20 protein-coding genes are annotated in these 19,616 nt (G+C 70.6%); 13 read left to right on the top strand and 7 right to left on the bottom strand.

The features are described from left to right. The first annotated feature begins 23 nt into the window (after positions 1–23). Together B4V04_RS08540 and B4V04_RS08535 are read left to right on the top strand one after the other, a co-directional pair. Positions 24–506, top strand: coding sequence for a hypothetical protein (locus B4V04_RS08540; RefSeq protein WP_498230808.1), 483 nt, complete (start codon positions 24–26; stop codon positions 504–506). Between the two features lie 22 nt (positions 507–528). After that, on the top strand, positions 529–1,722 hold the full coding sequence (locus B4V04_RS08535) for a thiamine pyrophosphate-dependent dehydrogenase E1 component subunit alpha (RefSeq protein WP_498230807.1): 1,194 nt from the start codon (positions 529–531) through the stop codon (positions 1,720–1,722). Between the two features lie 26 nt (positions 1,723–1,748). On the opposite strand, the gene B4V04_RS08530 is transcribed toward B4V04_RS08535, so the two are convergent. Further along, on the bottom strand, positions 1,749–3,062 hold the full coding sequence (locus B4V04_RS08530) for an NAD(P)/FAD-dependent oxidoreductase (protein ID WP_498230805.1): 1,314 nt from the start codon (positions 3,060–3,062) through the stop codon (positions 1,749–1,751). Between the two features lie 249 nt (positions 3,063–3,311). Between B4V04_RS08530 and B4V04_RS08525 the strand changes: the two genes are divergently transcribed. From B4V04_RS08525 to B4V04_RS08505, 5 genes are all read left to right on the top strand, one after another. Then, complete coding sequence (locus B4V04_RS08525) at positions 3,312–4,538, top strand: pyridoxal-phosphate dependent enzyme (RefSeq protein ID WP_498230803.1); 1,227 nt, start codon at positions 3,312–3,314, stop codon at positions 4,536–4,538. Positions 4,539–4,639: 101 nt separating this feature from the next. Further along, positions 4,640–5,230 (top strand): GNAT family N-acetyltransferase, encoded by a 591-nt coding sequence (locus tag B4V04_RS08520; protein WP_498230801.1) that lies wholly within the window; start codon positions 4,640–4,642, stop codon positions 5,228–5,230. Between the two features lie 77 nt (positions 5,231–5,307). Further along, positions 5,308–5,709 (top strand): cytidine deaminase, encoded by a 402-nt coding sequence (cdd, locus tag B4V04_RS08515; RefSeq protein WP_498230799.1) that lies wholly within the window; start codon positions 5,308–5,310, stop codon positions 5,707–5,709. 75 nt (positions 5,710–5,784) lie between these two features. Further along, entirely contained in the window at positions 5,785–6,639 is an 855-nt protein-coding gene (locus B4V04_RS08510) for a nucleoside phosphorylase (protein ID WP_498230797.1), read from the top strand. Positions 6,640–6,734: 95 nt separating this feature from the next. Then, the gene (locus B4V04_RS08505) at positions 6,735–7,916 is read left to right on the top strand and encodes an NAD(P)/FAD-dependent oxidoreductase (RefSeq protein WP_498230795.1); all 1,182 of its coding nucleotides are present in this window, start codon (positions 6,735–6,737) and stop codon (positions 7,914–7,916) included. 142 nt (positions 7,917–8,058) lie between these two features. On the opposite strand, the gene B4V04_RS08500 is transcribed toward B4V04_RS08505, so the two are convergent. Together B4V04_RS08500 and B4V04_RS08495 are read right to left on the bottom strand one after the other, a co-directional pair. Beyond that, on the bottom strand, positions 8,059–8,592 hold the full coding sequence (locus tag B4V04_RS08500) for an Rrf2 family transcriptional regulator (RefSeq protein WP_144799382.1): 534 nt from the start codon (positions 8,590–8,592) through the stop codon (positions 8,059–8,061). Positions 8,593–8,703: 111 nt separating this feature from the next. Then, positions 8,704–8,943, bottom strand: coding sequence for a hypothetical protein (locus tag B4V04_RS08495; RefSeq protein WP_498230793.1), 240 nt, complete (start codon positions 8,941–8,943; stop codon positions 8,704–8,706). A gap of 104 nt (positions 8,944–9,047) precedes the next feature. Here B4V04_RS08495 and rocF point away from each other — a divergent pair, with 104 nt between their 5' ends. Then, a complete protein-coding gene (gene rocF / locus B4V04_RS08490; protein ID WP_498230791.1) occupies positions 9,048–9,956 on the top strand; it encodes an arginase in 909 nt (302 codons plus the stop codon). A gap of 25 nt (positions 9,957–9,981) precedes the next feature. Here rocF and B4V04_RS08485 read toward each other — a convergent pair whose 3' ends face one another. After that, complete coding sequence (locus B4V04_RS08485) at positions 9,982–10,278, bottom strand: DUF7565 family protein (RefSeq protein ID WP_092561897.1); 297 nt, start codon at positions 10,276–10,278, stop codon at positions 9,982–9,984. 128 nt (positions 10,279–10,406) lie between these two features. Here B4V04_RS08485 and B4V04_RS08480 point away from each other — a divergent pair, with 128 nt between their 5' ends. After that, positions 10,407–11,198, top strand: a complete 792-nt coding sequence (locus B4V04_RS08480) for a PHP domain-containing protein (RefSeq protein WP_186311009.1) — start codon at positions 10,407–10,409, stop codon at positions 11,196–11,198. A 39-nt stretch (positions 11,199–11,237) separates the two neighbouring features. Here B4V04_RS08480 and B4V04_RS08475 read toward each other — a convergent pair whose 3' ends face one another. Further along, on the bottom strand, positions 11,238–11,741 hold the full coding sequence (locus B4V04_RS08475) for a metal-dependent hydrolase (RefSeq protein ID WP_144799387.1): 504 nt from the start codon (positions 11,739–11,741) through the stop codon (positions 11,238–11,240). A 127-nt stretch (positions 11,742–11,868) separates the two neighbouring features. On the opposite strand from B4V04_RS08475, the gene B4V04_RS08470 reads away from it, so the two are divergent. Then, positions 11,869–12,972 carry a pyridoxal phosphate-dependent aminotransferase gene (locus B4V04_RS08470; protein WP_498230789.1) on the top strand — a complete coding sequence of 368 codons (1,104 nt, stop codon included), beginning with the start codon at positions 11,869–11,871 and terminating at the stop codon, positions 12,970–12,972. A 229-nt stretch (positions 12,973–13,201) separates the two neighbouring features. On the opposite strand, the gene B4V04_RS08465 is transcribed toward B4V04_RS08470, so the two are convergent. After that, positions 13,202–13,846 (bottom strand): FAD-dependent oxidoreductase, encoded by a 645-nt coding sequence (locus B4V04_RS08465; RefSeq protein WP_498230788.1) that lies wholly within the window; start codon positions 13,844–13,846, stop codon positions 13,202–13,204. Positions 13,847–14,274: 428 nt separating this feature from the next. Between B4V04_RS08465 and B4V04_RS08460 the strand changes: the two genes are divergently transcribed. The 3 genes from B4V04_RS08460 (at position 14,275) to B4V04_RS08450 (ending at position 18,299) form a co-directional block, all read left to right on the top strand. Then, entirely contained in the window at positions 14,275–16,032 is a 1,758-nt protein-coding gene (locus tag B4V04_RS08460) for a 2-oxoacid:acceptor oxidoreductase subunit alpha (protein ID WP_498230787.1), read from the top strand. A 3-nt stretch (positions 16,033–16,035) separates the two neighbouring features. Next, on the top strand, positions 16,036–16,899 hold the full coding sequence (locus tag B4V04_RS08455) for a 2-oxoacid:ferredoxin oxidoreductase subunit beta (RefSeq protein WP_498230785.1): 864 nt from the start codon (positions 16,036–16,038) through the stop codon (positions 16,897–16,899). Positions 16,900–17,063: 164 nt separating this feature from the next. Then, the gene (locus tag B4V04_RS08450; RefSeq protein ID WP_498230784.1) at positions 17,064–18,299 is read left to right on the top strand and encodes a digeranylgeranylglycerophospholipid reductase; all 1,236 of its coding nucleotides are present in this window, start codon (positions 17,064–17,066) and stop codon (positions 18,297–18,299) included. A gap of 50 nt (positions 18,300–18,349) precedes the next feature. Here B4V04_RS08450 and citZ read toward each other — a convergent pair whose 3' ends face one another. After that, the gene (gene citZ / locus B4V04_RS08445) at positions 18,350–19,504 is read right to left on the bottom strand and encodes a citrate synthase (RefSeq protein ID WP_498230782.1); all 1,155 of its coding nucleotides are present in this window, start codon (positions 19,502–19,504) and stop codon (positions 18,350–18,352) included. Positions 19,505–19,616 lie beyond the last annotated feature (112 nt).

Raw genomic sequence — 19,616 nt, 5'->3', positions numbered from 1 at the left:
GTTCGCTTTCACGACGTTCGAGTATGGACGATGCTTCCCGGTCCGAGTCGAAGCCCTCGTCTCCGCAGCGGTGGGTGCTGCTCGCCGGCGTCTACGCGTTCGGCTGCGCGACCCTCACGGCGTTCGTGCTCTCCGACATGCTCGGCCTCTTCGCGGAGGTGATCGGCCTCCCGACCGCGTTCTCGATGCCGCTGCTCGCGACGCCGGCGCTCGTCGTCGGCGCGGGCGTCTGGTGGGCGCTCGTCGAGCGGCGGGGGGCTCTCACCTACCCCCGCGGGGCCGCGTTCGGGCTGCTCACCGCGCTCGTCACCGGCGGCCTCTGGACGGCCCGGTTCGTATACGTCTGGGGACCGGAGATGCTGACTGCCGGCCCCGTCCCCCTGCTCGTCGGGTTCGTACTCGGCGCGGTCGCCGTCGCGGGCGTCCTCGTCGGCCTCCCGATCACGTACGTCCGCCGGCGGAGCCGAGAGCGGTCGGAGGCCGCCGGGACCGCTAACTCCTTGTGACCGGCGCGCACACCGATCGCCCATGGACGAGAACGGCGCCGACGCCGCCGGTTCCACCGATTCGCCTGCCGACCCGTCCGACGCCGCAACCGATCCGCTCGCGGACGCGGACGTCTACCGCGTGCTCGGGCCGGACGGCAGTCCCCTGCCGGACGCGACGGTCCCGGACCTCTCCGACGAGCGGTTCCGCGCGATCTACCGCGACTTGGTGGTCACGCGCCGGTTCGACGAGCGAGCGGTGAGCCTCCAGCGACAGGGCCGGATCGGGACGTACGCGCCCTGCGCCGGGCAGGAGGGGTCGGCGGTCGGCTCGACCCACGCGCTCGCGGACGACGACCTGATCAGCTACCAGTACCGCGAACACGGCGCGGTCGTCGTCCGCGACCTCCTCTCCGAGTACCTCCCCTACTGGATGGGCCACGAGTCCGGGACCGAGGCGATCGCGGAGGGGAACGTGTTCCCGCTGAACATCGGGATCGCGGCGCACCTCCCGCACGCGGTCGGCGCCGCGTGGGCGTTCGACTACCGGGACGAGGACCGGGTCGCCGTCGCGCACTTCGGCGACGGCGCGACCAGCGAGGGCGACTTCCACGAGGCGATGAACTTCGCGGGCGTCTTCGACACGCCGACCCTCTTCTGCTGTCACAACAACGGCTGGGCGATCTCGATCCCGGAGTCGCGCCAGACCGCGAGCGACACCTTCGCCGAGAAGGCGGCCGCCTACGGGTTCGAGGGCGTTCGCGTCGACGGGATGGACCCGCTCGCGAGCTACGCGGTCACGCGGGAGGCGGCCGATCGCGCCCGGGGCGGCGGGGAGGTCTCGGGGGACGCGTCCGCCGGCGGCGACACCCCCCGCCCCGCCCTGATCGAGTTCGTCGAGTACCGGTTCGGCGCGCACACGACCGCCGACGACCCGACCGCCTACCGCGACCCCGACGACGTGGACCCGTGGCGCGCGCTCGACCCGCTCGACCGCATGGAGGCGTTCCTGCGGGAGACCGACCGGATCGACGACGAGGGGGTCGCGGCGATCCGCGACGAGGCCGACGAGGTCGTCGCCGACGCGATCGACTTCGCCGAGTCGGTCGAGGCCGACCCGACCGACATGTTCGACCACGCGTACGCCGACCTCCCGCCCGAGATCCGTCGCCAACGCGACGAGCTGCTCGCGGCGGTCGAGGAGCACGGCGAGGCGTCGTTCCGGCGGGAGGAGTAGGGCGCTCGGGGAGCGTTTCGCGGCGGCTACAGGTACCCGCCTGCCGCGTCGGCCGCCGTTCGCCCGCTCGCTAACGCGCCCTGGATCGACGACCACTCCGTGTAGTCGCCGGCGAGGACGACCGGCCCCTCGGGGTCGTCCGGGTCCGGGAGGTCGGCGTGAACGCCCGGCGGCTGCGCGAACTGCGCGAACCGGACCCGATGGACGTCGAGGGTCTCTAACCCCCCGAAGTCGCGGTCGGGGTACCACGCTTCGAGGGCGTTCCGGACGTCCTCGCGGAGGGCATCGGCGGGGCGGTCCAGCGCCTCCGCCCCGAGGAACGTCGCGGCGAGCAGCGCGCGGTCGTCGGGGGCGTACTCGGGCGCGACCTCCGACATCGGGACCACGGCGTTCGGCGAGTCGTTCGCGGCGTTGAGCAGGATCCGCCCGCCGGTCTCGAACGACTCGCCCGCGGGGAGCGCGTACCAGCCGGTGACGTTCGGGACGCCCTCCGTGGGAATCGACTCGACGCCGGTGAGCCGGCGGGCCTCCGGCGGGGTCGCCGCGACGACGACCGCGTCGGTCTCGCGCGTCGAGCCGTCGGCGAGCTCGACGGTGGCGCCCTCGGCGTCGGCGCGTCCCGTGCGGAAGGGGATCCGCCCCTGACCGGCGGTCCGGACCGACTCCACGTCCGCGCCGGTCTCGATCGTCACGCCCGCCTCGCGGGCGCGGGCGGCGAGCGCCTCGGGGATCGCGGCCATCCCCGCGGCGGGGACCCCGATCGCGCCGCGGCTCATGGCGCGGAAGGTGTACTCGAACACGTGCTTCGAGGTCGAGAGGCTCCGGTCGAGCGTGATCCCGCCGTAGAAGGGTTCGACGAAGTTGGTAACGTAGTCGTCCGCGAAGCCCCAGTCGTCGAGGTACTCGCGGATGGAGTCGTCCCGCCCGCCGAAGAAGTCGCCCTCGTCCCGCTTCGAGAGGTCGTACCGGAGCGCGAGCGTCCGGAGCTTGTCCGAGAACGAGACCTCGTCGTTCAGGAGCGAGGGGATCGCCCCGCGGGGGTCGCGGAGGGGGTCCGAGAGGGTCGACCGCGATCCCGGCCGGCAGATCGTCGCGCCGGGCGCGAAGGGCCGGACGTCGAGGGCGTCGACGTCGAGTTCGTCCGCGACCGCCGGGTAGCTCGTGAACAGCACTTGGAAGCCGCGGTCGAGCGTGAAGCCGTCTACCGTCTCGGTGCGCACGCGCCCGCCGACCGCGGGCCGTCGCTCGTACAGCGTCACGTCCGCGCCCGCCTCGGCGAGCCGGCTCGCCGCGACGAGCCCGGCGAGCCCGCCGCCGACGACCGTAACGTCTCCGTTCATACGTCCGTGATCGGGTCGCGAGTTTATAAGCGGTCGCTGACGGAGCGACGGTGAACGCCTCCGAAGCCCCAGCCGCGAGGCGCGAAGCGCCTCTGGCAGCCGGCGCGGAGCGCCGGCGACCTCGCGCGTGCTCCTCGGCCGCGAGGCGGCCTCGCAGGCACGCGCCACAGCACGAATGACGGATTCTCTCGAGCGAGACCGAACGTCCCGAGAGGGAAGCGATTAGTCGGCGCCGCCGCAACGGTGCGTATGGAGTCGACGGAGACGACGACGGCGTTCCGCGGGCTGGAGAGTCGCGCGTCGGGTCGCGTCCACGAGACGCCCGACCCGACGACGGTGTCGGCCGAGGAACAGGCGCGGGGGCTCGACCCCGCCTACGACTACGACGCGGTCGACCCGGAGGCGCTCTTGGAGGGACCACGAGACGGCCCGGCCGGGACGGGGCGCGGCCACTGGCGCTTCGACGCGCTTCTCCCGTTCCCGGCGGAGACCGCCATCTCGGCCGGCGAGGGCGCCACGCCGCTCGTCCCGACGGAGCGGCTCGCCGACGAGCTCGACGTCGACGCGGTGTACGTCAAAGACGAGGGCCGGAACCCCACCGGGACGGTGCTCGACCGCGGGCTCTCGGTCGCGCTCACCGCGGTCGCGGCGCGGGCGGCCGACGGGGCCGACGTCGAGCCGCTCGCGTGCGCGAGCCCGGGCAACGCCGGGCAGTCGATGGCGGCGTACGCGGGCCGGGCCGACCTGCGCTCGTACGCGTTCGTCCCCTCCCGGTGCGCGTTCTCGAACAAGGCGATGACGAACGTCCACGGCGGCGACATGCGCGTGGTCGGCGGGCGGTTCCCCGACGCGGCCGCGGCGGTCGACGAGCAGCTGGAGACGGAGTACACCGACCTCGCCGAGTTCGCGACGCCGTACCGCCACGACGGCGTGAAGACGCTCGCGTTCGAGCTGGTCGCCGACCTCGGCGAAGCGCCCGACGTCGTCGTCGTCCCGACCGGGTCCGGCGAGGTCGTCGCGGGCGTTTATAAGGGGTTCACGGAGCTGGAGCGAGTCGGAGCGATCGACGCGGTCCCGCGGATCGTCGCCGCGCAGGCGGCGGGCTGCGCGCCGATCGCGGCGGCGGTCGAGCGCGGCCTCGACGAGCCGGAGCCGTGGTCGACGACGGACACGATCTGCGGCGAGCTGGAGATCGCCGACCCCGCGGGCGGCGCGGCCGCGGTCGAGGCGGTCACGGAGAGCGGCGGGACGGCGGTCGGCGTCGAGGACGAGGACGTGCTCGCGAGCGCGGTCGCCGTCGCGCAGAACGAGGTGATGGAGATGGGCGCCACCGGCGGCGCCGCGCCGGCCGGGGCGTGGGCGCTCAAAGAGGACGGGTTCTTCGACGGCGACGAGACGGTCGTCCTGATCAACAGCGACGCCGGCCTCAAGACGCCCGACGTGCTGCGCAGCCACCTGATGGGTCAGGGGATCTGAGCGCGGGCGCTGCGAGCGGGAGGACCGCGGGGACGTTGTCGCCGTGCGCGCCGCCACGGCCGCGGGGAACGGTTTTTACGTCGGCCCGCGTACGTGAGCGTATGTACGTCCGCGACGCCAAGAACCGTGACGAGGCGTGGTTGCTGGACGCGATCGAGCGGCTCGGGCTCGACGACGTCGCGTTCCGGTCGCGGGACTACGTGATCGCGGTCGACCAGGAGTCGGGCGACCGGGCCGGGTTCGGCCGGCTGCGCCTGCACCGCGGCGACGAGGGCGAGGAGAACCGCATCGAGCTCACCGGGATCGGCGTGCTCCCCGAGTGGCGCGGCCGCGGCGTCGGCGCGCACGTGGTCGAGCGCCTCGTCGACACCGCGGCCGCGGACGGGTTCGAGACGGTGTACGTGCTCACCGACCAGCCCGACTACCTGACCCAGTTCGGCTTCGAGGAAGTCGACACCGACGACCTCCCGGCGGCGCTCTCCGACCGGCTCGGCGAGAAGCGCGAGTTCCTCGGCGGCGGCGTCGTCGGCCTGCGGCTCCCGGTCGACGCCTTCGAGATGCCGGACCGGTTCCGCGAGGCGTTCAAGGAGGCCGAGCCGGCGGACGCAGCCGAGGAGGACACCGCGGAGTCGCCCGAGGACTTCGGGATCGACCCCGAGTCGGCCACCTACAAGTACGACACCGGGAAGTGAGGCCGCCGTCGGCTCGGTGTCGGCCCGCCGTCGGGCGCGACCCGACCCCTTAACGCCCCGCCGACCGACGACCGGACATGGACCTGATCGAGGCCGCGCGCGACGCGCTCGACGACGCGCACGTCCCGTACTCCGAGTACCGCGTCGGCGCCGCGCTCCGGACCGCCGACGGCGCCGTCTACACCGGCTGTAACATCGAGAACGCGAACTACTCCAACAGCCTCCACGCCGAGGAGGTCGCGGTCGCGGAGGCGGTGAAGAACGGCCACCGCGAGTTCGACCGGATCGCGGTCACCTCGGGCGTCCGAGACGGCGTCACTCCCTGCGGGATGTGCCGGCAGACGCTCGCGGAGTTCGCGGCCGACGACCTCGTCGTCGTCTGCGACGAGGGCGACGGCGAGACGAGCGAGTACACGCTCGGCGAGCTGCTCCCGAACACCATCTCGGAGGGGACGCTCGACGACGCGAGAGGGGTCTGAGGGCGGAGGCGAACTCCCCGAGCGGCAGACCGCGAGGCGGAACTACTTTTAAACGGCTCGCCGAAGGGCGGGGACATGACCGACGAGAGCGAGACCCCCGCCGACGAGGCCGCCGCGAGCGACAGCGAGGATCCCAACGACGAGATCGGCTACCACGTCGAGGTGGGTTCCGACGACGTCGCCGACGCCGTGCTCCTCCCCGGGAACCCCGAACGCGTCGACAAGATCACGGCGCTGTGGGACGGCCACGAAGAGGTCGCACACCACCGCGAGTACCGCACCGCGACCGGCAGCTACGACGGCGCGCCGATCTCGGTGACGTCGACGGGGATCGGCTCGCCGTCGGCCGCTATCGCCGTCGAGGAACTCGCGCGGGTGGGCGTGGACACGTTCGTCCGGGTCGGCTCCTGCGGCGCGATCCAGCCCGGAATGGACGTCGGCGACCTCGTGATCACGACCGGCGCGGTCCGGCAGGAGGGGACGAGCGACGAGTACGTGCGGGAGGACTACCCGGCCGCCGCCGACGGCGAGGTCGTCTCGGCGCTCGTCGCCGCCGCGGAGCGGCTCGGCCACGACTACCACACCGGGGTGACGATGAGCGCCGACTCCTTCTACGCCGGGCAGGGCCGCCCCGGCTTCGAGGGGTTCGAGGCCGCCGGCTCCGACGAGCTGGTCGCGGAGCTGCGGGACGCGAACGTGAAGAACATCGAGATGGAGGCGTCGGCGATCCTCACGATCGCGAACGTCTACGGGCTCCGGGCCGGTGCGGTCTGCTCGGTGTATGCGAATCGAGTGACCGGCGAGTTCCGGACGGAGGGCGAGTCGCGGGCGGCTGAGACCGCGAGCCTCGCCGTGAAGCTCCTCTCGCGCATGGACGAGGTCAAGCGGGAGGCGGGCGCCGACCGCTGGCACGCCGGGCTCTCGCTGTAGCGCCGGGGCGCGTCGCCCGTCGGCGAGCGACCGGACGACGGCGACGTCACGGACGTTTCAAAGCGACTTTACCCGCGCACTGCGGAGCGATGTACATGAGTACACAGGTCGTCGTCGTCGGCTCCGGCTACGCCGGGGCGGGTGCGGTGAAGGCGTTCGAAGACGAGGTCGGCGAGGGCGAGGCGGAGCTCACCTGGATCTCGGAGCACGACTACCACCTCGTCTTACACGAGGTCCACCGGGCCATCCGCAACCCCGCGGTCGCGGACAAGATCACCATCCCCGTCGACGAGATAAAGTCGCCCGAGTCGGAGTTCGTGCAGGGCCGCGTCGTCGACGTCGACACCGACGAGCGCGTCGTCGAGACGGACGACGGGACGACCGTCGACTACGACTACCTCCTGCTCGGCGTCGGCTCCACGACCGCCTTCTTCGGCATCGACGGGCTAAAAGAGCACGCCCACCAGCTCAAGAGCCTCGACGACGCGAAGGCGATCCACGAGGACGTGCGGTCGGCCGCGGCCGAGGCGACCCGCTCCGACCCCGTCGAGGTCGTCGTCGGCGGCGCCGGGCTCTCCGGCATCCAGACCGCCGGCGAGATCGCGGAGTACCGAGACAAGCACCGCGCCCCGATAGAGATCACGCTCGTCGAAGGCCTCGACGAGGTCTTCCCCGGCAACGACCCGCAGCTTCAGGGCGCGCTCCGCCAGCGGCTGGAAGAGGCCGACGTGGAGATCCGCACCGGCGACTTCATCTCGGAGGCCGACGCGGACGCGGTCTACCTCGGCGGCGGCGAGGACGAGGAGCCAGAGGAGCTCGCGCACGACGTGCTGGTCTGGACCGGCGGCATCACGGGCCAGCCGGAGCTGGAGAACGTCGAGGTCGAGAAGGACGAGCGCTCCAACCGCGTCCACGCCGACTCCGACTTCACCACCAGCGACGACCGCGTGTTCGCCATCGGCGACACCGCCCTCGTCGAGCAGGGCGACGACGACGTGGCGCCGCCGACCGCGCAGGCCGCCTGGCAGGCCGCCGAGGTCGCCGGCGAGAACCTCGCGCGGGCCGCCCGCGGCGCGCCCCTCCAGTCGTGGGAGCACAAGGACAAGGGAACCGTCATTTCGGTCGGCGAGGAGGCGGTCGCCCACGACGTGATGGGGATGCCGATCGAGACGTTCGGCGGCACCCCGGCGAAGCTGCTGAAGAAGTCCATCGCGGTGCGGTGGATCGCGAAGGTCTCCTCGACCGGGCGCGGCGTGAGCGCGTTCGGCGACATGTAGGATCGGTGAAAGCGCACCCGTCACGGCGGTGATTCTCGTTCGCGGGCGACCGTCTTCGACTCCGAGAGCGACGGCTGGGGGCCGACGGCGACGAATCAAGCGCGAAGAGAGGGAGACAGACCGATACGGCCGGCGAAACCGGTCAGTGCTCGGCGGGCTCGTCGGGCGCGCGCATGTCGTCGATCCGGAGGATGAGGATGTTCGCGGTGTCGTCTTTCCCGTCGACGGTCCCGTCGATGACGAGCTTCGAGAGGGGCGTCGGGCCGACGGTGACGGAGTCGCCCTCGTGGAAGTTCCGGACGGAGCCCTGGACGTGGATCTCGGCTCGGCAGAGCTCGGGGTGGTGGACGCTGGAGAGGTCGATCCCGTCGACGTTGACGCCCGTTACCTCCTCGCCCTCGTGGAAGATGGGGACGTCGGCTGGCTCGTCCATGCGCTGGATGTCGAGCGCCTCGTACGCGTTCGAGGTGGGTTTGTACCCGCCTTTCGGGCCGGGGACGCCCTCGACCAGCTGGAGGGCCTTCAGGCTCTGCATCTGGTTGCGGATCGTGCCGGGATTGCGGTCGACCTCCTCGGCGATGGCCTCGCCTTTGACGGCGTCCTCCTGCTCCCCGTACAGGTTGATGAGGGCCGTGAGGATGCTTTTCTGACTCGACGTGAGCTCGATCGATGACATGGTCGCGACTAGATGGCGGCACCGCTTAAATGCGATGGAAGCCCGTTATAAACGATCGTGTGAGATCCGACGATCCGCACCGTTGACGGCCACGATCCGTACCGTTGACGGCTACGACCCGTACCGTCGGCGGAACCGGAGGTACGCGAGCGGGCTGGAGAGCGCGACGACGACGCCGACCCCGATCAGGGCCAGCCCGAGGTCGCTCACGAACAGGGCGATTCCGGCACCGACGAGCCCGATCACGGCCCCCGTGAACGCCACGGCGATCATGGCGCCGACCGGTTCGATGTCGCTGCCGCGGACGTCGGCGGGGTCGAACTCGGAGGGCGGGTCGTCGGTGCCGCTCATACCGCCCGATCGGGCCGGCACGGCAAAACCGTGTGCGATCCCGGTCGCCCGGCGGGCGACGCGGGACCCCACCATTCAAGCGTCGGGACGCCGCGCCCACAGGTATGACCACCGTCAGGATCATCGGCGCGCCGACCGACTACGGGGCGAACCGACGCGGCGTGGACATGGGGCCGTCGGCCATCCGGTACGGCGGACTCGCCGACCAGCTCGCGGGCGCTGGCGTCGACGTGGTCGACGCGGGCGATCTCGCGGTCCCGCGCGCGGAGGAGCGCGACCCGGACACGGACGCGCCGAGCGCGGGGAAAGCGAAGTTCCTCCGTGAGACGGCCGACGTCTGCCGGCGCCTCGCGGACGAGGTGGGCGAGACGCTCGCCGACGGGGCCGTGCCGCTCGCGCTCGGCGGCGACCACTCGATCGCCATCGGGTCGCTCGCGGGGTCGGCGCGCGACGCCGACGTCGGCGCGGTGTGGTTCGACGCGCACGCCGACCTCAACACGCCCTCGACGACCCCCTCGGGGAACGTCCACGGGATGCCGCTCGCGGCCGCGCTCGGGTTCGACGAGTTCGCGGGGTCGGACTGGGCGAACGCGCCCGGGCTCACCCCGGAGAACGTCGCGCTCGTCGGGCTCCGCTCGGTCGACGAGTCGGAGGTGGAGGTCATCCGCGACCACGGCTTCGCGGCGTACACGATGTCCGACATCGACGAGCGCGGGATCACCGAGATCACGGAGGAGGCGATGGCGACCGCCGGCGCGGGCGTCGACGGCGTCCACGTCAGCCTCGACCTCGACTTTCTCGACCCCAAGGAGGCGCCCGGCGTCGGCACCCCCGTTCGCGGCGGCGTCACCTACCGAGAGGCCCACAGCGCGATGGAGATCGTCGACGAGGCCGACAGCCTCCGGTCGATGGAGCTCGTCGAGGTGAACCCGACGCTCGACCAGCACAACGAGACGGCCGAGCTCGCGACGGAGCTGGCGGCGAGCGCGTTCGGGAAGCGGGTGTTGTGGTAGGCCGGCGAGACGGCGAAGCCGCCGCTCAGACGCCGCGGTCCAGCTCGTCGACGACGCGCTGGAGGTCGGCCTCGCGCTCGATCTCGCGTTTGATCTCCTCGCGGCGGCGGACGGCCGCGGAGTCGGCGTCGTACGCGCGGACGAACTCGGCGCGGGTGTGCTCGTCGAACGCGTGCCGGATCGCGAAGTAGCCGTCCGGGACGATCGTGCCGCACACCTTGCACTCGTGGCGCTGGTGGCCGTCGGTCTGGTGGACGATGGCCGACTCAACGTCGTCGAACGCGGCGTCGCAGCCGTCGATTCCGCACGTCCAGCGGGGCATGTGTCCCCGTCGCTCCCGCGGGGGATTAACCGTTTCCCCCGCGCGGCGGGCGCCGTCATCGACGCCGGAACCGGATCCGCTCGCCGTCGAACGATACGCCTTTGCTCGGGCACGCATTCGATGCACTCGTGACCCGATCGAGAACGCGCGTCGACGCCCACGTGAAGGTGCTCGACGACGACGTCGTGGCCCTCGCGAAGGAGCGGGGGATCGACGCGCTCGTGTACGCGCCGCACTTCACCCGGCTCCCGACGGTCCGGAAGCGCGCGGCCCGGTACGCCGACGACGATCTGACGGTCGTCCCCGGCCGGGAGGTGTTCACCGGCGACTGGGGGAACCGCCGGCACCTCCTCGTTATCGGATTGGACGAGCCCGTTCCCGACTACATCACCTTCGAGGCGGCGATGGCCGAGTTCGAGCGACAGGACGCCGCCGTGCTCGTCCCGCATCCCGGCTTCGCCACCATCTCGCTCACGCGGCCCGAGATCGCGGCCCACGCAGAGCGGCTCGCCGCGGTCGAGACGTACAACACCAAGCTCCTCCCCCACCAGAACGCCCGGACGCGACGGATCGCGGAGGTGACCGATATGCCCGGCTTCGGCTCCTCGTACGCGCACCTGTCCGGCACCGTCGGGGAGGCGTGGACCGAGTTCCAGGGCGACCTCGACGACGCCGACGCGGTCGTCGACGCCTTCCGGCAGGAGCGCCCCCGGACCGTGGTCCACCGCGGCGGGGTCCGCCACCAGCTCCGCGGGCTCTTGGAGTTCGCTCACCTCGGCTACGAGAACACCTGGGAGAAGCTCGACCGGCTGTTCCTCTCCGGCGACGAGCCGACCCTGCCGACGAACGTCGTCTACGAGGGCCGGTTCAACGACGTGAGCGTCTACTCCGGGACGCTGTCGGACTACCGGCCGAAATAGCTGAGTCGCCGCGTCGCGACCGCACCGAAGCGAGACCCCTCAGACGCCGAGCCCCGCCGCCGCCTCCGAGGCGGCCGCCGAGAGGTCGAGATCGAGCGTCACGACGTAGGTGTGGAGCGCCCAGAACGCCGCCAGCTCGAGCGCTGTGATGACGACGGTGACGAGGTCGGCGTACTTGCTGCTCGTCGTCACGCCGGAGGGGAGCCCGTACTCCGTGTCCGACAGCGGGTGGAACAGCGCGATGCCGCGACGGCTCCCGACGACGTCGAGGAGGTAGTGGGTCAACACGCCGATCCAGACGTACTGGAGGTTCCCGAAGACGATCGGGTACGCGACGAAGACGGCGAGCACCGGGAGGCTGTGGAGCGTCTTCCGGTGGCGTCCGAACGCGGTGTCGACGTCGGGGAACAGCGCCCCCAACACGATCGGCACGGTGATCTGGGCGGTGGTCCGCGCCGTGGCCGCGTCGAGCCCGGGCTCGATGACGAAGCCGAGCCCGAGCGCGAGCAGCAAGGCGTTGAGGACGTGGCCGCGTTTGTTCATACGACGGGGAGGTCGGGGCCGTAGGTGAAACCACCGGATTCCGGCGACCGGAGAGGGGTGGTCCCGCCGGGCACGCGAGCGCGCCGCCGGTCGAAAGAGCCACGGCGGACGCCGCCCAGCGGTCCGTATGGAGTACGAGGAGCCGAAGTTCTTTCACGTGATGCAGTACGCGGCCGCGGCCGACGGCGACGTCATCGACATGGTGAGCGGCAACCCCGACTGGGAGCCGCCGGCCGCGCTGCGGGAGGCGCTCCGCGAGTACGCCGACCTCCCGTCCGACGCCTTCCAGTACCCACCGAGCGAGGGGCTGTCGGAGCTGCGGGAGGCGATCGCCGAGCGCCGGAACGTCGGCGTCGACCGCGTCGTCGTCACGAACGGGACCGGCGAGGCGAACTACCTCGCGATGGCGCGCGCGCTCGGTCGCGACGCCGGCGACGAGGCGCTGTTGATGGACCCCGTCTACCCGTACTACCCCGGGAAGGTGGACATGCTCGGCGGCGAGGCGACGCTCGTCCCGACGGAGCGCGACGGGAGCCTCGACGTCGCGGCGGTCCGCGAGGCCGCGAGCGCGGACACCGCGCTGATCGCCTTGAACACGCCGAACAACCCGACGGGGGCCGTCTACGACCTCGACGCGGTCCGCGAGGTCGTCGAGATCGCGCACGCGGTCGACGCCCTCGTCCTCGTCGACGAGGTGTACGACCACTTCGATCTCACCGGCGAGTTCGAGTCGGCGCTGACGCTGTCGTCCGACCGCGTGATCGTCACCAGCGGCTTCTCGAAGTCGATGGCGATCACGGGGTTCCGAGTGGGGTACGGGGTGTTCCCCGAGGCCCACGCCGGCGACGCGAAGACGCGGCACATGCTCGTGAACGTCGCCGGACCACGGCCCTCGCAGTACGCGGTCCACCACGCGCTCGCGGAGACGCCCCCCGACTACTACGCGGAGGCCCGCGACCTGCTCTCGGAGCGCGCCGACGCGTTCACCGACGCCCTCGACGCGGCCGGCGCCGAGTACAGCCGCCCCGAGGGCGCCTTCTACGTGCTCGCGCGCTTCGAGGGGTTCCCCGGGACGATGACGAACGTGAAGCGGCTGGTCGACGAGGCCGGCGTCGCGGGGATGCCGGGCGAGGCGTTCGGCTCCGCGCGCGACGAGTGGATCCGGTTCGCCCTCGTCACCCCCCGAGCCGTCGAGGCCGCGGAGCGGCTGGCGGACTACTTCGGAGAGTAATCGACGACGCAAGGCGGTGGCGCGTGCCTTCGAGCGCCCACCGGGCGCGAGGAGCACGCGCGAGGGAGGCGGCGGGCCGGCGCGGCTTCGCCCGCGCCGGGCCGTCCGCCGAGGCTGGGGAGGCGTGAGGCTGTGGTGTTTTGCGGTCGGGTGGGGCTTTGGAGGCCCTCACCGTCGGTCCACAGTGAACTAGTTAAAAAAAGATCGGCCGAAGCGTCCCGAACCGCGCCTAGCCGAAGTTCTCGACTTTCGCGGCGTCGGCGTCGCCGCCGGCGGCCTCGACCGCGGCCTCGGCGTCGGCGACGAGGTCGGCGAAGCCGTACACGAAGACGGTCTCGCCGTCGGCTCCCGTCAGCGCCTCCGTGACCGCGTCGTCGAGCGCCTCGTCGGCGTCGAGGAGGCGGATCGCGGCGCCGCGCTCTTTCAGCCGGTCCAGGCGGTCGGCGTGCGACACGTCGTCGTCGCGGTAGACGACCGCGGCCTCGGCGCCGTCGTCGAGCGCGCGCTCCGCGATGGCGACCGCCGGGCCGACGCCCGGGCCGCCCGCGATCACGACCGCGCGCGGCTCGCCGTCGTAGTGCTGGTCGCCGAACGGGCCCGAGAGCGTCATCTCGGTGCCGGCCTCGGCGTCCGCGAGGAACGCGGAGAACTCGCCGCCCTCCTCGGGGTCGATCCCGACTGTGACCTCGAACGTGTCGCCGACCGTCGGCGACGAGAGGGTGTAGAAGCGGGCGACCGACTCGCCGTCGATCTCCGTGCCGAGCTTGACGAACTGACCGGGCTCCGCGGCGAATCCGTCCGGCGCGTCGAACCGGAGGGCGTACGTGTCGCGGCCGACTTCCTCGACCGCGCTGACCGTCGCTGTCGTGTCCATATCGCCGATCCGGCCGGCGGACACAAACGTGTTCCCGTCGGCGTCGGTGTTGCCCGCGTCTGGGACGCCTCCCGCGTCAGGGACGCCGCCCTCGTCGGGGACGTCCGGTCCGTGACGCCCGCACCGCGGACGAGCATCGAGGACGGCTCTCGTCGGCGCGCGTCCCCCGGGCGCCGGTCCGCGCCGCCGGGCGCGACCCGCGCGCGAGGGACACGCCGAGATCGTTCGACGAACGTCGAAAAACGACTGCGACGAGGAGGGTCGATCGTGAGGAAACCGGAAAACGATCGTCCACTAAAAATCGATTTTGAACGAAAACGACAGCTGTGATCTCCGATATTCAAGGAAAGTTGAACGAACGTTGGAAAAGTCGCTGGTGGCTCCTTCCAGAAGTCTTTTGATGAGTCCGGCGAAAACTGCGACATAGCATGGCTGCGGACTTCAATTGGGCCGTCGGCGGGGAGGCCGGCGACGGCATCGACTCGACCGGGAAGATCTTCGCGCAAGCGCTCTCTCGGGCGGGTCGACACGTGTTCACGTCGAAGGACTTCGCCTCGCGGATCCGAGGCGGCTACACCGCCTACAAGGTGCGAACCTCCGTCGACAAGGTACAGAGCGTCGTTGACCGGCTCGACGTGCTCATCGCGTTGACCCCGCGGACCATCGAGGAGAACCTCGACGAGCTCCACGAGGGGTCGGTGATCATCTACGACGGCGAGCGGACCACGATGCAGGACGTCGAGATCCCCGAGGGGATGATCGGTCTCGACGTGCCCCTCAAGAGCCTGGCCGAGGAGGCCGGCGGGGCGATCATGCGGAACGTCGTCGCGCTCGGCGCGGCCTGCGAGGTCGCCGAGTTCCCCATCGAGAACCTCGACTCCGCCCTCGAAAAGCGGTTCAAGGACAAGGGTCAGAAGCTCGTCGACAACAACAAGGAGGCCGCCCGCGCGGGGCGGTCGTACGTCGCCGACGAGTACGACCACGAGTTCGACTACGACTTAGAGACCACCGACGAGGACTACGTCCTCCTCAACGGCGACGAGGCCATCGGCATGGGCGCCATCGCCGCGGGCTGCCGCTTCTACGCCGGCTACCCGATCACGCCCGCGACCGACGTGATGACGTACCTCACGGGCCGGATCGAGCGCTACGGCGGCCACGTCGTGCAGGCGGAGGACGAGCTCTCCGCGATCAACATGGCGCTCGGCGCGGCCCGCGGGGGCGCCCGGTCGATGACCGCGACCTCCGGGCCGGGGATCGACCTGATGACGGAGACGTTCGGGCTCATCGCCACCTCGGAGACGCCGCTCGTCATCTGTAACGTGATGCGCTCCGGCCCCTCGACCGGGATGCCGACGAAACAGGAGCAGGGCGACCTGAACCAGATGCTGTACGGCGGCCACGGCGAGGTGCCGCGGTTCGTGCTCGCGCCGACGACCATCGACGAGTGCTTCTGGAAGACGGTCGAGGCGTTCAACCTCGCCGAGAAGTACCAGCTCCCCGTCTACCTCACCGCCGACCTCTCGATGGCGGTCACCGAGCAGACGTTCTCCCCGGACACCTTCGATATGGACGCGGTCGAGGTCGACCGCGGCTTCGTCGTCGACGAGGCCGACATCGACGACCACATGAGCGACTCCGGCGGCTTCCAGCCCCACGAGATCACCGACGACGGGGTCTCGCCGCGGGCGTTCCCCGGCACCGCCGACGGCGCGCACATGTCCACCGGCCTCGAACACGACGAGCAGGGCCGCCGGACCGAGGACACCGAGATGCGCGTCGCACAGGTCGACAAGCGCAACCGGAAGGTCGAGACGGCCCGCGAGCGCGAGGACTGGAGCCCGCGCGAGTTCGGCGACGCGGACGCCGACACGCTCGTGGTCACGTGGGGGTCGAACGAGGGCGCGCTCGCCGAGGCGGTCGACATCCTCGACGACGAGGGGCTCGACGTGCGGGTGCTCTCGGTGCCGTACATCTTCCCGCGGCCGGACCTCACCGACGACGTCGCGGCCGCGGAGGACGTCGTCGTCGTCGAGTGCAACGAGCAGGGGCAGTTCGCGGACCTGGTCGAGCACGACGTCTTAGAGCGCGTCGACCGGGTGAACAAGTACAACGGCGTGCGGTTCAAGGCCGACGAACTCGCATCGGAGATCAAAGCGACCCTCGCGGAGGGGGCGGAGGCGTAACCAATGAGCTCAGACATTCGATTCACCGACTTCAAGTCCGACAAGCAGCCGACGTGGTGCCCGGGGTGCGGCGACTTCGGCACCATGAACGGGATGATGAAGGCCCTCGCGGAGACGGGCAACGACCCCGACAACACCTTCGTCGTCGCCGGCATCGGCTGTTCCGGTAAGATCGGCACGTACATGCACAGCTACGCGCTCCACGGCGTTCACGGGCGCGCACTCCCCGTCGGGACCGGCGTCAAGATGGCCCGGCCCGACATCGAAGTGATGGTCGCCGGCGGCGACGGCGACGGCTACTCCATCGGCGCGGGCCACTTCGTCCACGCCGTTCGGCGCAACGTCGACATGACGTACGTCGTGATGGACAACCGCATCTACGGGCTGACGAAGGGGCAGGCGTCGCCCACCTCGCGCGAGGACTTCGAGACCTCGACGAGCCCCGACGGGCCGAAACAGCCCCCCGTCAATCCGCACGCGCTGGCGCTGGCGTCGGGCGCGACGTTCATCGCGCAGTCGTTCTCCTCCGACGCGCTCCGCCACCAGGAGATCATCCAGAAGGCGGTCGAACACGACGGGTTCGGCTTCGTCAACGTCTACTCGCCGTGCGTCACGTTCAACGACGTCGACACGTACGACTACTTCCGCGACTCGCTGGTCGACCTGAAGGAGACCGACCACGACCCGACCGACCGCGAGGACGCGAAGGACGTCATCCTCGACAACGAGAAGGAGCACCAGGGCGTCATCTACCAGAACGAGGACTCCGTGCCGTACCACGAGCAGCACGGCGTCGACGAGGACATGTCCGTCATCCCGGACGGTGCGCCCGAGGGCGCGACCGACCTCGTCCGCGAGTTCTACTGACGCCGGCGCCCGTTTTTCCGACCGTTTTCGGTGACCGTCGATCGGCGACTCCGCCGACATTCCGACCTTCTCGGATAGCCAAATTCCGGCGATCGAGCCGGGTCAGGGGCCGTTCGCGACCCGTTTCAGCAAGCCTAATTACGTGGGTCCGAATTACGTGAGGTATGGTTGATCGCTACGACGTCGTTGTCGCGGGCGCCGGTCCGGCGGGGGCGCAGTGCGCCCGCGACCTGGCGACGCGCGGCTACGACGTCGTCGTTCTCGAAACGGAGCCGGAGGCCGAGTTCCCCCGCCAGAGCAACAAGTCGACCGCGGGGACGTTCCCCTCGATGATGTCGGCCTTCGGGATCCCCGACGACGTCGTGATGTCGTACACGGACGACGTGGTGTTGGAGTCGCCGAACAGCTACTACGAGAGCTACCAGCCCGGCGCGGTCTTGGAGTTCGCCGACTTCAAGCGGTTCCTCGTGGAAGACGGCCGCGAGAACGGCGCGGAGTACCGGTTCGACTCTCGCGTCTCCCGTCCGATCCTCGACGACGACGGCGTCATCGAGGGGGTTCGGTACGACGGCGACGAGGAGGTGTACGCCGAGGTTGTCGTCGACGCCACCGGCCCCGCCGCGCCGATCGCGAGCGCGCTCGACGTGGTCGATCTGGAGCGGGAGAACCAGGCGATCGGGATCGAGTACGAGATGGAGGGCGTCGAGATGAACCACCCCGAGTACGCCGACCTCCGGCGGGCGATGATGCTCCGGCTCGACCACGACATCGCGCCGGGCGGCTACTCGTGGATCTTCGCGACCGGCGATGACTCGGCGAAGGTCGGTATCTGTTACATCCAGAACGACCGCCACCGCGAGGAGGCCGAGGAGGGGAAGACCGTCGACGGCTACCTCGAGGCGTGGGTCGACCGGGACCCGCGCTTCGCCGACGCCGAGCGCATCGACGGGAAGGTCCACCGCGGCTCCGCGCACATCCAGATGCCCGACGAGATGCACACCGACCGGTTCCTCGCGATCGGCGACACCGTCCCCACCATCGACCCGCTGTGGGGCGAGGGGATCCACAAGGGGATGAAGTCCGCCCGCGCCGCGGCCGCCACCATCGACCGATGTCTCACGGACTCGGAGCGCCGCGTCGACGCCGAGAGCCTCGCCGTCTACGAGCGGCTCTGGCACCGCGACGTGGCCCCGCGGATGCGCGCCCGCCTGATGCTCACCCGACTGCTGTACCTCGCGCCGAACGAGCGGTACGACCGGTTCATGGAGGACCTCCGCCGGACCGACGACGACACCTTGGAGCGGGCGAACCAGGGCGACAAGTCCGCGATGGCGAAGCTGCTCCACCTCGACGACCTCCCGCTGTTGGCGAAGTTCGCCCGGGAGCGGTGGGAAGCGTAGGACCCTTTTAAGAAGCGTCGGCCGCGCCGCGAGAGACCGCTGCCGGCGGCCTACCGCTCGTCGATCGGGACGAACTCGGCGCTCTCCGGGCCGGTGTACCGAGCGCGCGGGCGGATGAGCCGGTTGTCGGCCTGGTACTCGACCATGTGAGCGATCCAGCCGCCGGCGCGGCTCATCGCGAAGATGGGCGTGTACATGTCGACCGGGATCCCGAGCGAGTCGTACACCGAACCGGAGTAGAAGTCGACGTTCGGCGCGATCCCCTTGTCGAGCAGTCCCTGGTCTGTCAGGTACTCCTCGATCGCGGTGGTGTAGTCGAGCCACTTCGTGTCGCCGGACGACTCCGAGAGGTCCTGCAGCTTCTCCTGGAGGATCTTCGCGCGGGGGTCTTTCACCTTATACACGCGGTGACCGAAGCCGGGGATCCGCCGGCCGTCATCGCGGGCGTCCTTCACCCACGAGACCGGATCCTTCGACGACTCGTCGATCTCGTGGAGCACCTCCATCACGTCCTGGTTCGCGCCGCCGTGGAGCGAGCCGGAGAGCGCGCCGATCCCCCCGGTGACGCCGGAGTAGACGTCGGCCAGCGTTGAGCCGATCACGATCGCCGTGAACGTCGAGGCGTTGAGCCCGTGGTCGGCGTGGAGGGTCATCGCCATGTCGAACGTCTCCTCGCTGACGGCGTCGGGCTCGGCCCCGGTGAGCATATAGAGGAAGTTCCCGGCGTACGAGAGGTCCGGATCCGGCGCGACGGGCGCCTCGCCCTGGCGCGCGCGCTCGAAGGCCGCGAGGACGGTCGGGATCTTCGCCGTGATACGACGGCCCTGCCGGCGGGCCGCCTCCGTGACGTCGTCGTCGTCTTCCGCGTCCGCGTCGGGGTCGTACGCCGACAGCATGGAGGTCGCCGTCCGGAGGGCGGCCATCGGCCGCTCGCCGGCGTCGGCGAGGGTCCGGACCGTGTCGAGCACGTCGTCGTCGACGGCCCGCTCCGCGGCCAGGTCCGCGGCGAACGCGTCGAGCTCCTCGCGCGTCGGCAGCGAGCCGTGCCAGAGGAGGTACAACACCTCCTCGTAGCTCGCGCCGCGAGCGAGGTCCTCGATGTCGTACCCACGGTACACGAGCTTGCCGACCTCGCCGTCGACGTAGCTCAGCTCCGACTCCGCGACGAGGACGCCTTCGAGCCCGCGCTTTAACTCGTCTGACATGCTGTGACCTTCCGACCACCACCAAAAAAGCGTTATCTTTCAGGAGGGATAGAGTACGACGATCGACGAACCGGGTGGAGTCGAACGACGCCGTTGGCGTCGAGGCGCGACC

It is taken from the genome of Halorubrum sp. B52 (genome assembly GCF_059752555.1).
Note: the sequence above shows the minus strand (reverse complement) of the source record. Positions and strands in the feature narration are given on the sequence as shown.

Coding starts and splice junctions, on each gene's coding strand:
- B4V04_RS08540 (WP_498230808.1), top strand. CDS start 24: ATGGACGATGCTTCCCGGTCCGAGTCGAAGCCCTCGTCTCCGCAGCGG.
- B4V04_RS08535 (WP_498230807.1), top strand. CDS start 529: ATGGACGAGAACGGCGCCGACGCCGCCGGTTCCACCGATTCGCCTGCC.
- B4V04_RS08530 (WP_498230805.1), bottom strand. CDS start 3,062: ATGAACGGAGACGTTACGGTCGTCGGCGGCGGGCTCGCCGGGCTCGTC.
- B4V04_RS08525 (WP_498230803.1), top strand. CDS start 3,312: ATGGAGTCGACGGAGACGACGACGGCGTTCCGCGGGCTGGAGAGTCGC.
- B4V04_RS08520 (WP_498230801.1), top strand. CDS start 4,640: ATGTACGTCCGCGACGCCAAGAACCGTGACGAGGCGTGGTTGCTGGAC.
- cdd (WP_498230799.1), top strand. CDS start 5,308: ATGGACCTGATCGAGGCCGCGCGCGACGCGCTCGACGACGCGCACGTC.
- B4V04_RS08510 (WP_498230797.1), top strand. CDS start 5,785: ATGACCGACGAGAGCGAGACCCCCGCCGACGAGGCCGCCGCGAGCGAC.
- B4V04_RS08505 (WP_498230795.1), top strand. CDS start 6,735: ATGAGTACACAGGTCGTCGTCGTCGGCTCCGGCTACGCCGGGGCGGGT.
- B4V04_RS08500 (WP_144799382.1), bottom strand. CDS start 8,592: ATGTCATCGATCGAGCTCACGTCGAGTCAGAAAAGCATCCTCACGGCC.
- B4V04_RS08495 (WP_498230793.1), bottom strand. CDS start 8,943: ATGAGCGGCACCGACGACCCGCCCTCCGAGTTCGACCCCGCCGACGTC.
- rocF (WP_498230791.1), top strand. CDS start 9,048: ATGACCACCGTCAGGATCATCGGCGCGCCGACCGACTACGGGGCGAAC.
- B4V04_RS08485 (WP_092561897.1), bottom strand. CDS start 10,278: ATGCCCCGCTGGACGTGCGGAATCGACGGCTGCGACGCCGCGTTCGAC.
- B4V04_RS08475 (WP_144799387.1), bottom strand. CDS start 11,741: ATGAACAAACGCGGCCACGTCCTCAACGCCTTGCTGCTCGCGCTCGGG.
- B4V04_RS08470 (WP_498230789.1), top strand. CDS start 11,869: ATGGAGTACGAGGAGCCGAAGTTCTTTCACGTGATGCAGTACGCGGCC.
- B4V04_RS08465 (WP_498230788.1), bottom strand. CDS start 13,846: ATGGACACGACAGCGACGGTCAGCGCGGTCGAGGAAGTCGGCCGCGAC.
- B4V04_RS08460 (WP_498230787.1), top strand. CDS start 14,275: ATGGCTGCGGACTTCAATTGGGCCGTCGGCGGGGAGGCCGGCGACGGC.
- B4V04_RS08455 (WP_498230785.1), top strand. CDS start 16,036: ATGAGCTCAGACATTCGATTCACCGACTTCAAGTCCGACAAGCAGCCG.
- B4V04_RS08450 (WP_498230784.1), top strand. CDS start 17,064: ATGGTTGATCGCTACGACGTCGTTGTCGCGGGCGCCGGTCCGGCGGGG.
- citZ (WP_498230782.1), bottom strand. CDS start 19,504: ATGTCAGACGAGTTAAAGCGCGGGCTCGAAGGCGTCCTCGTCGCGGAG.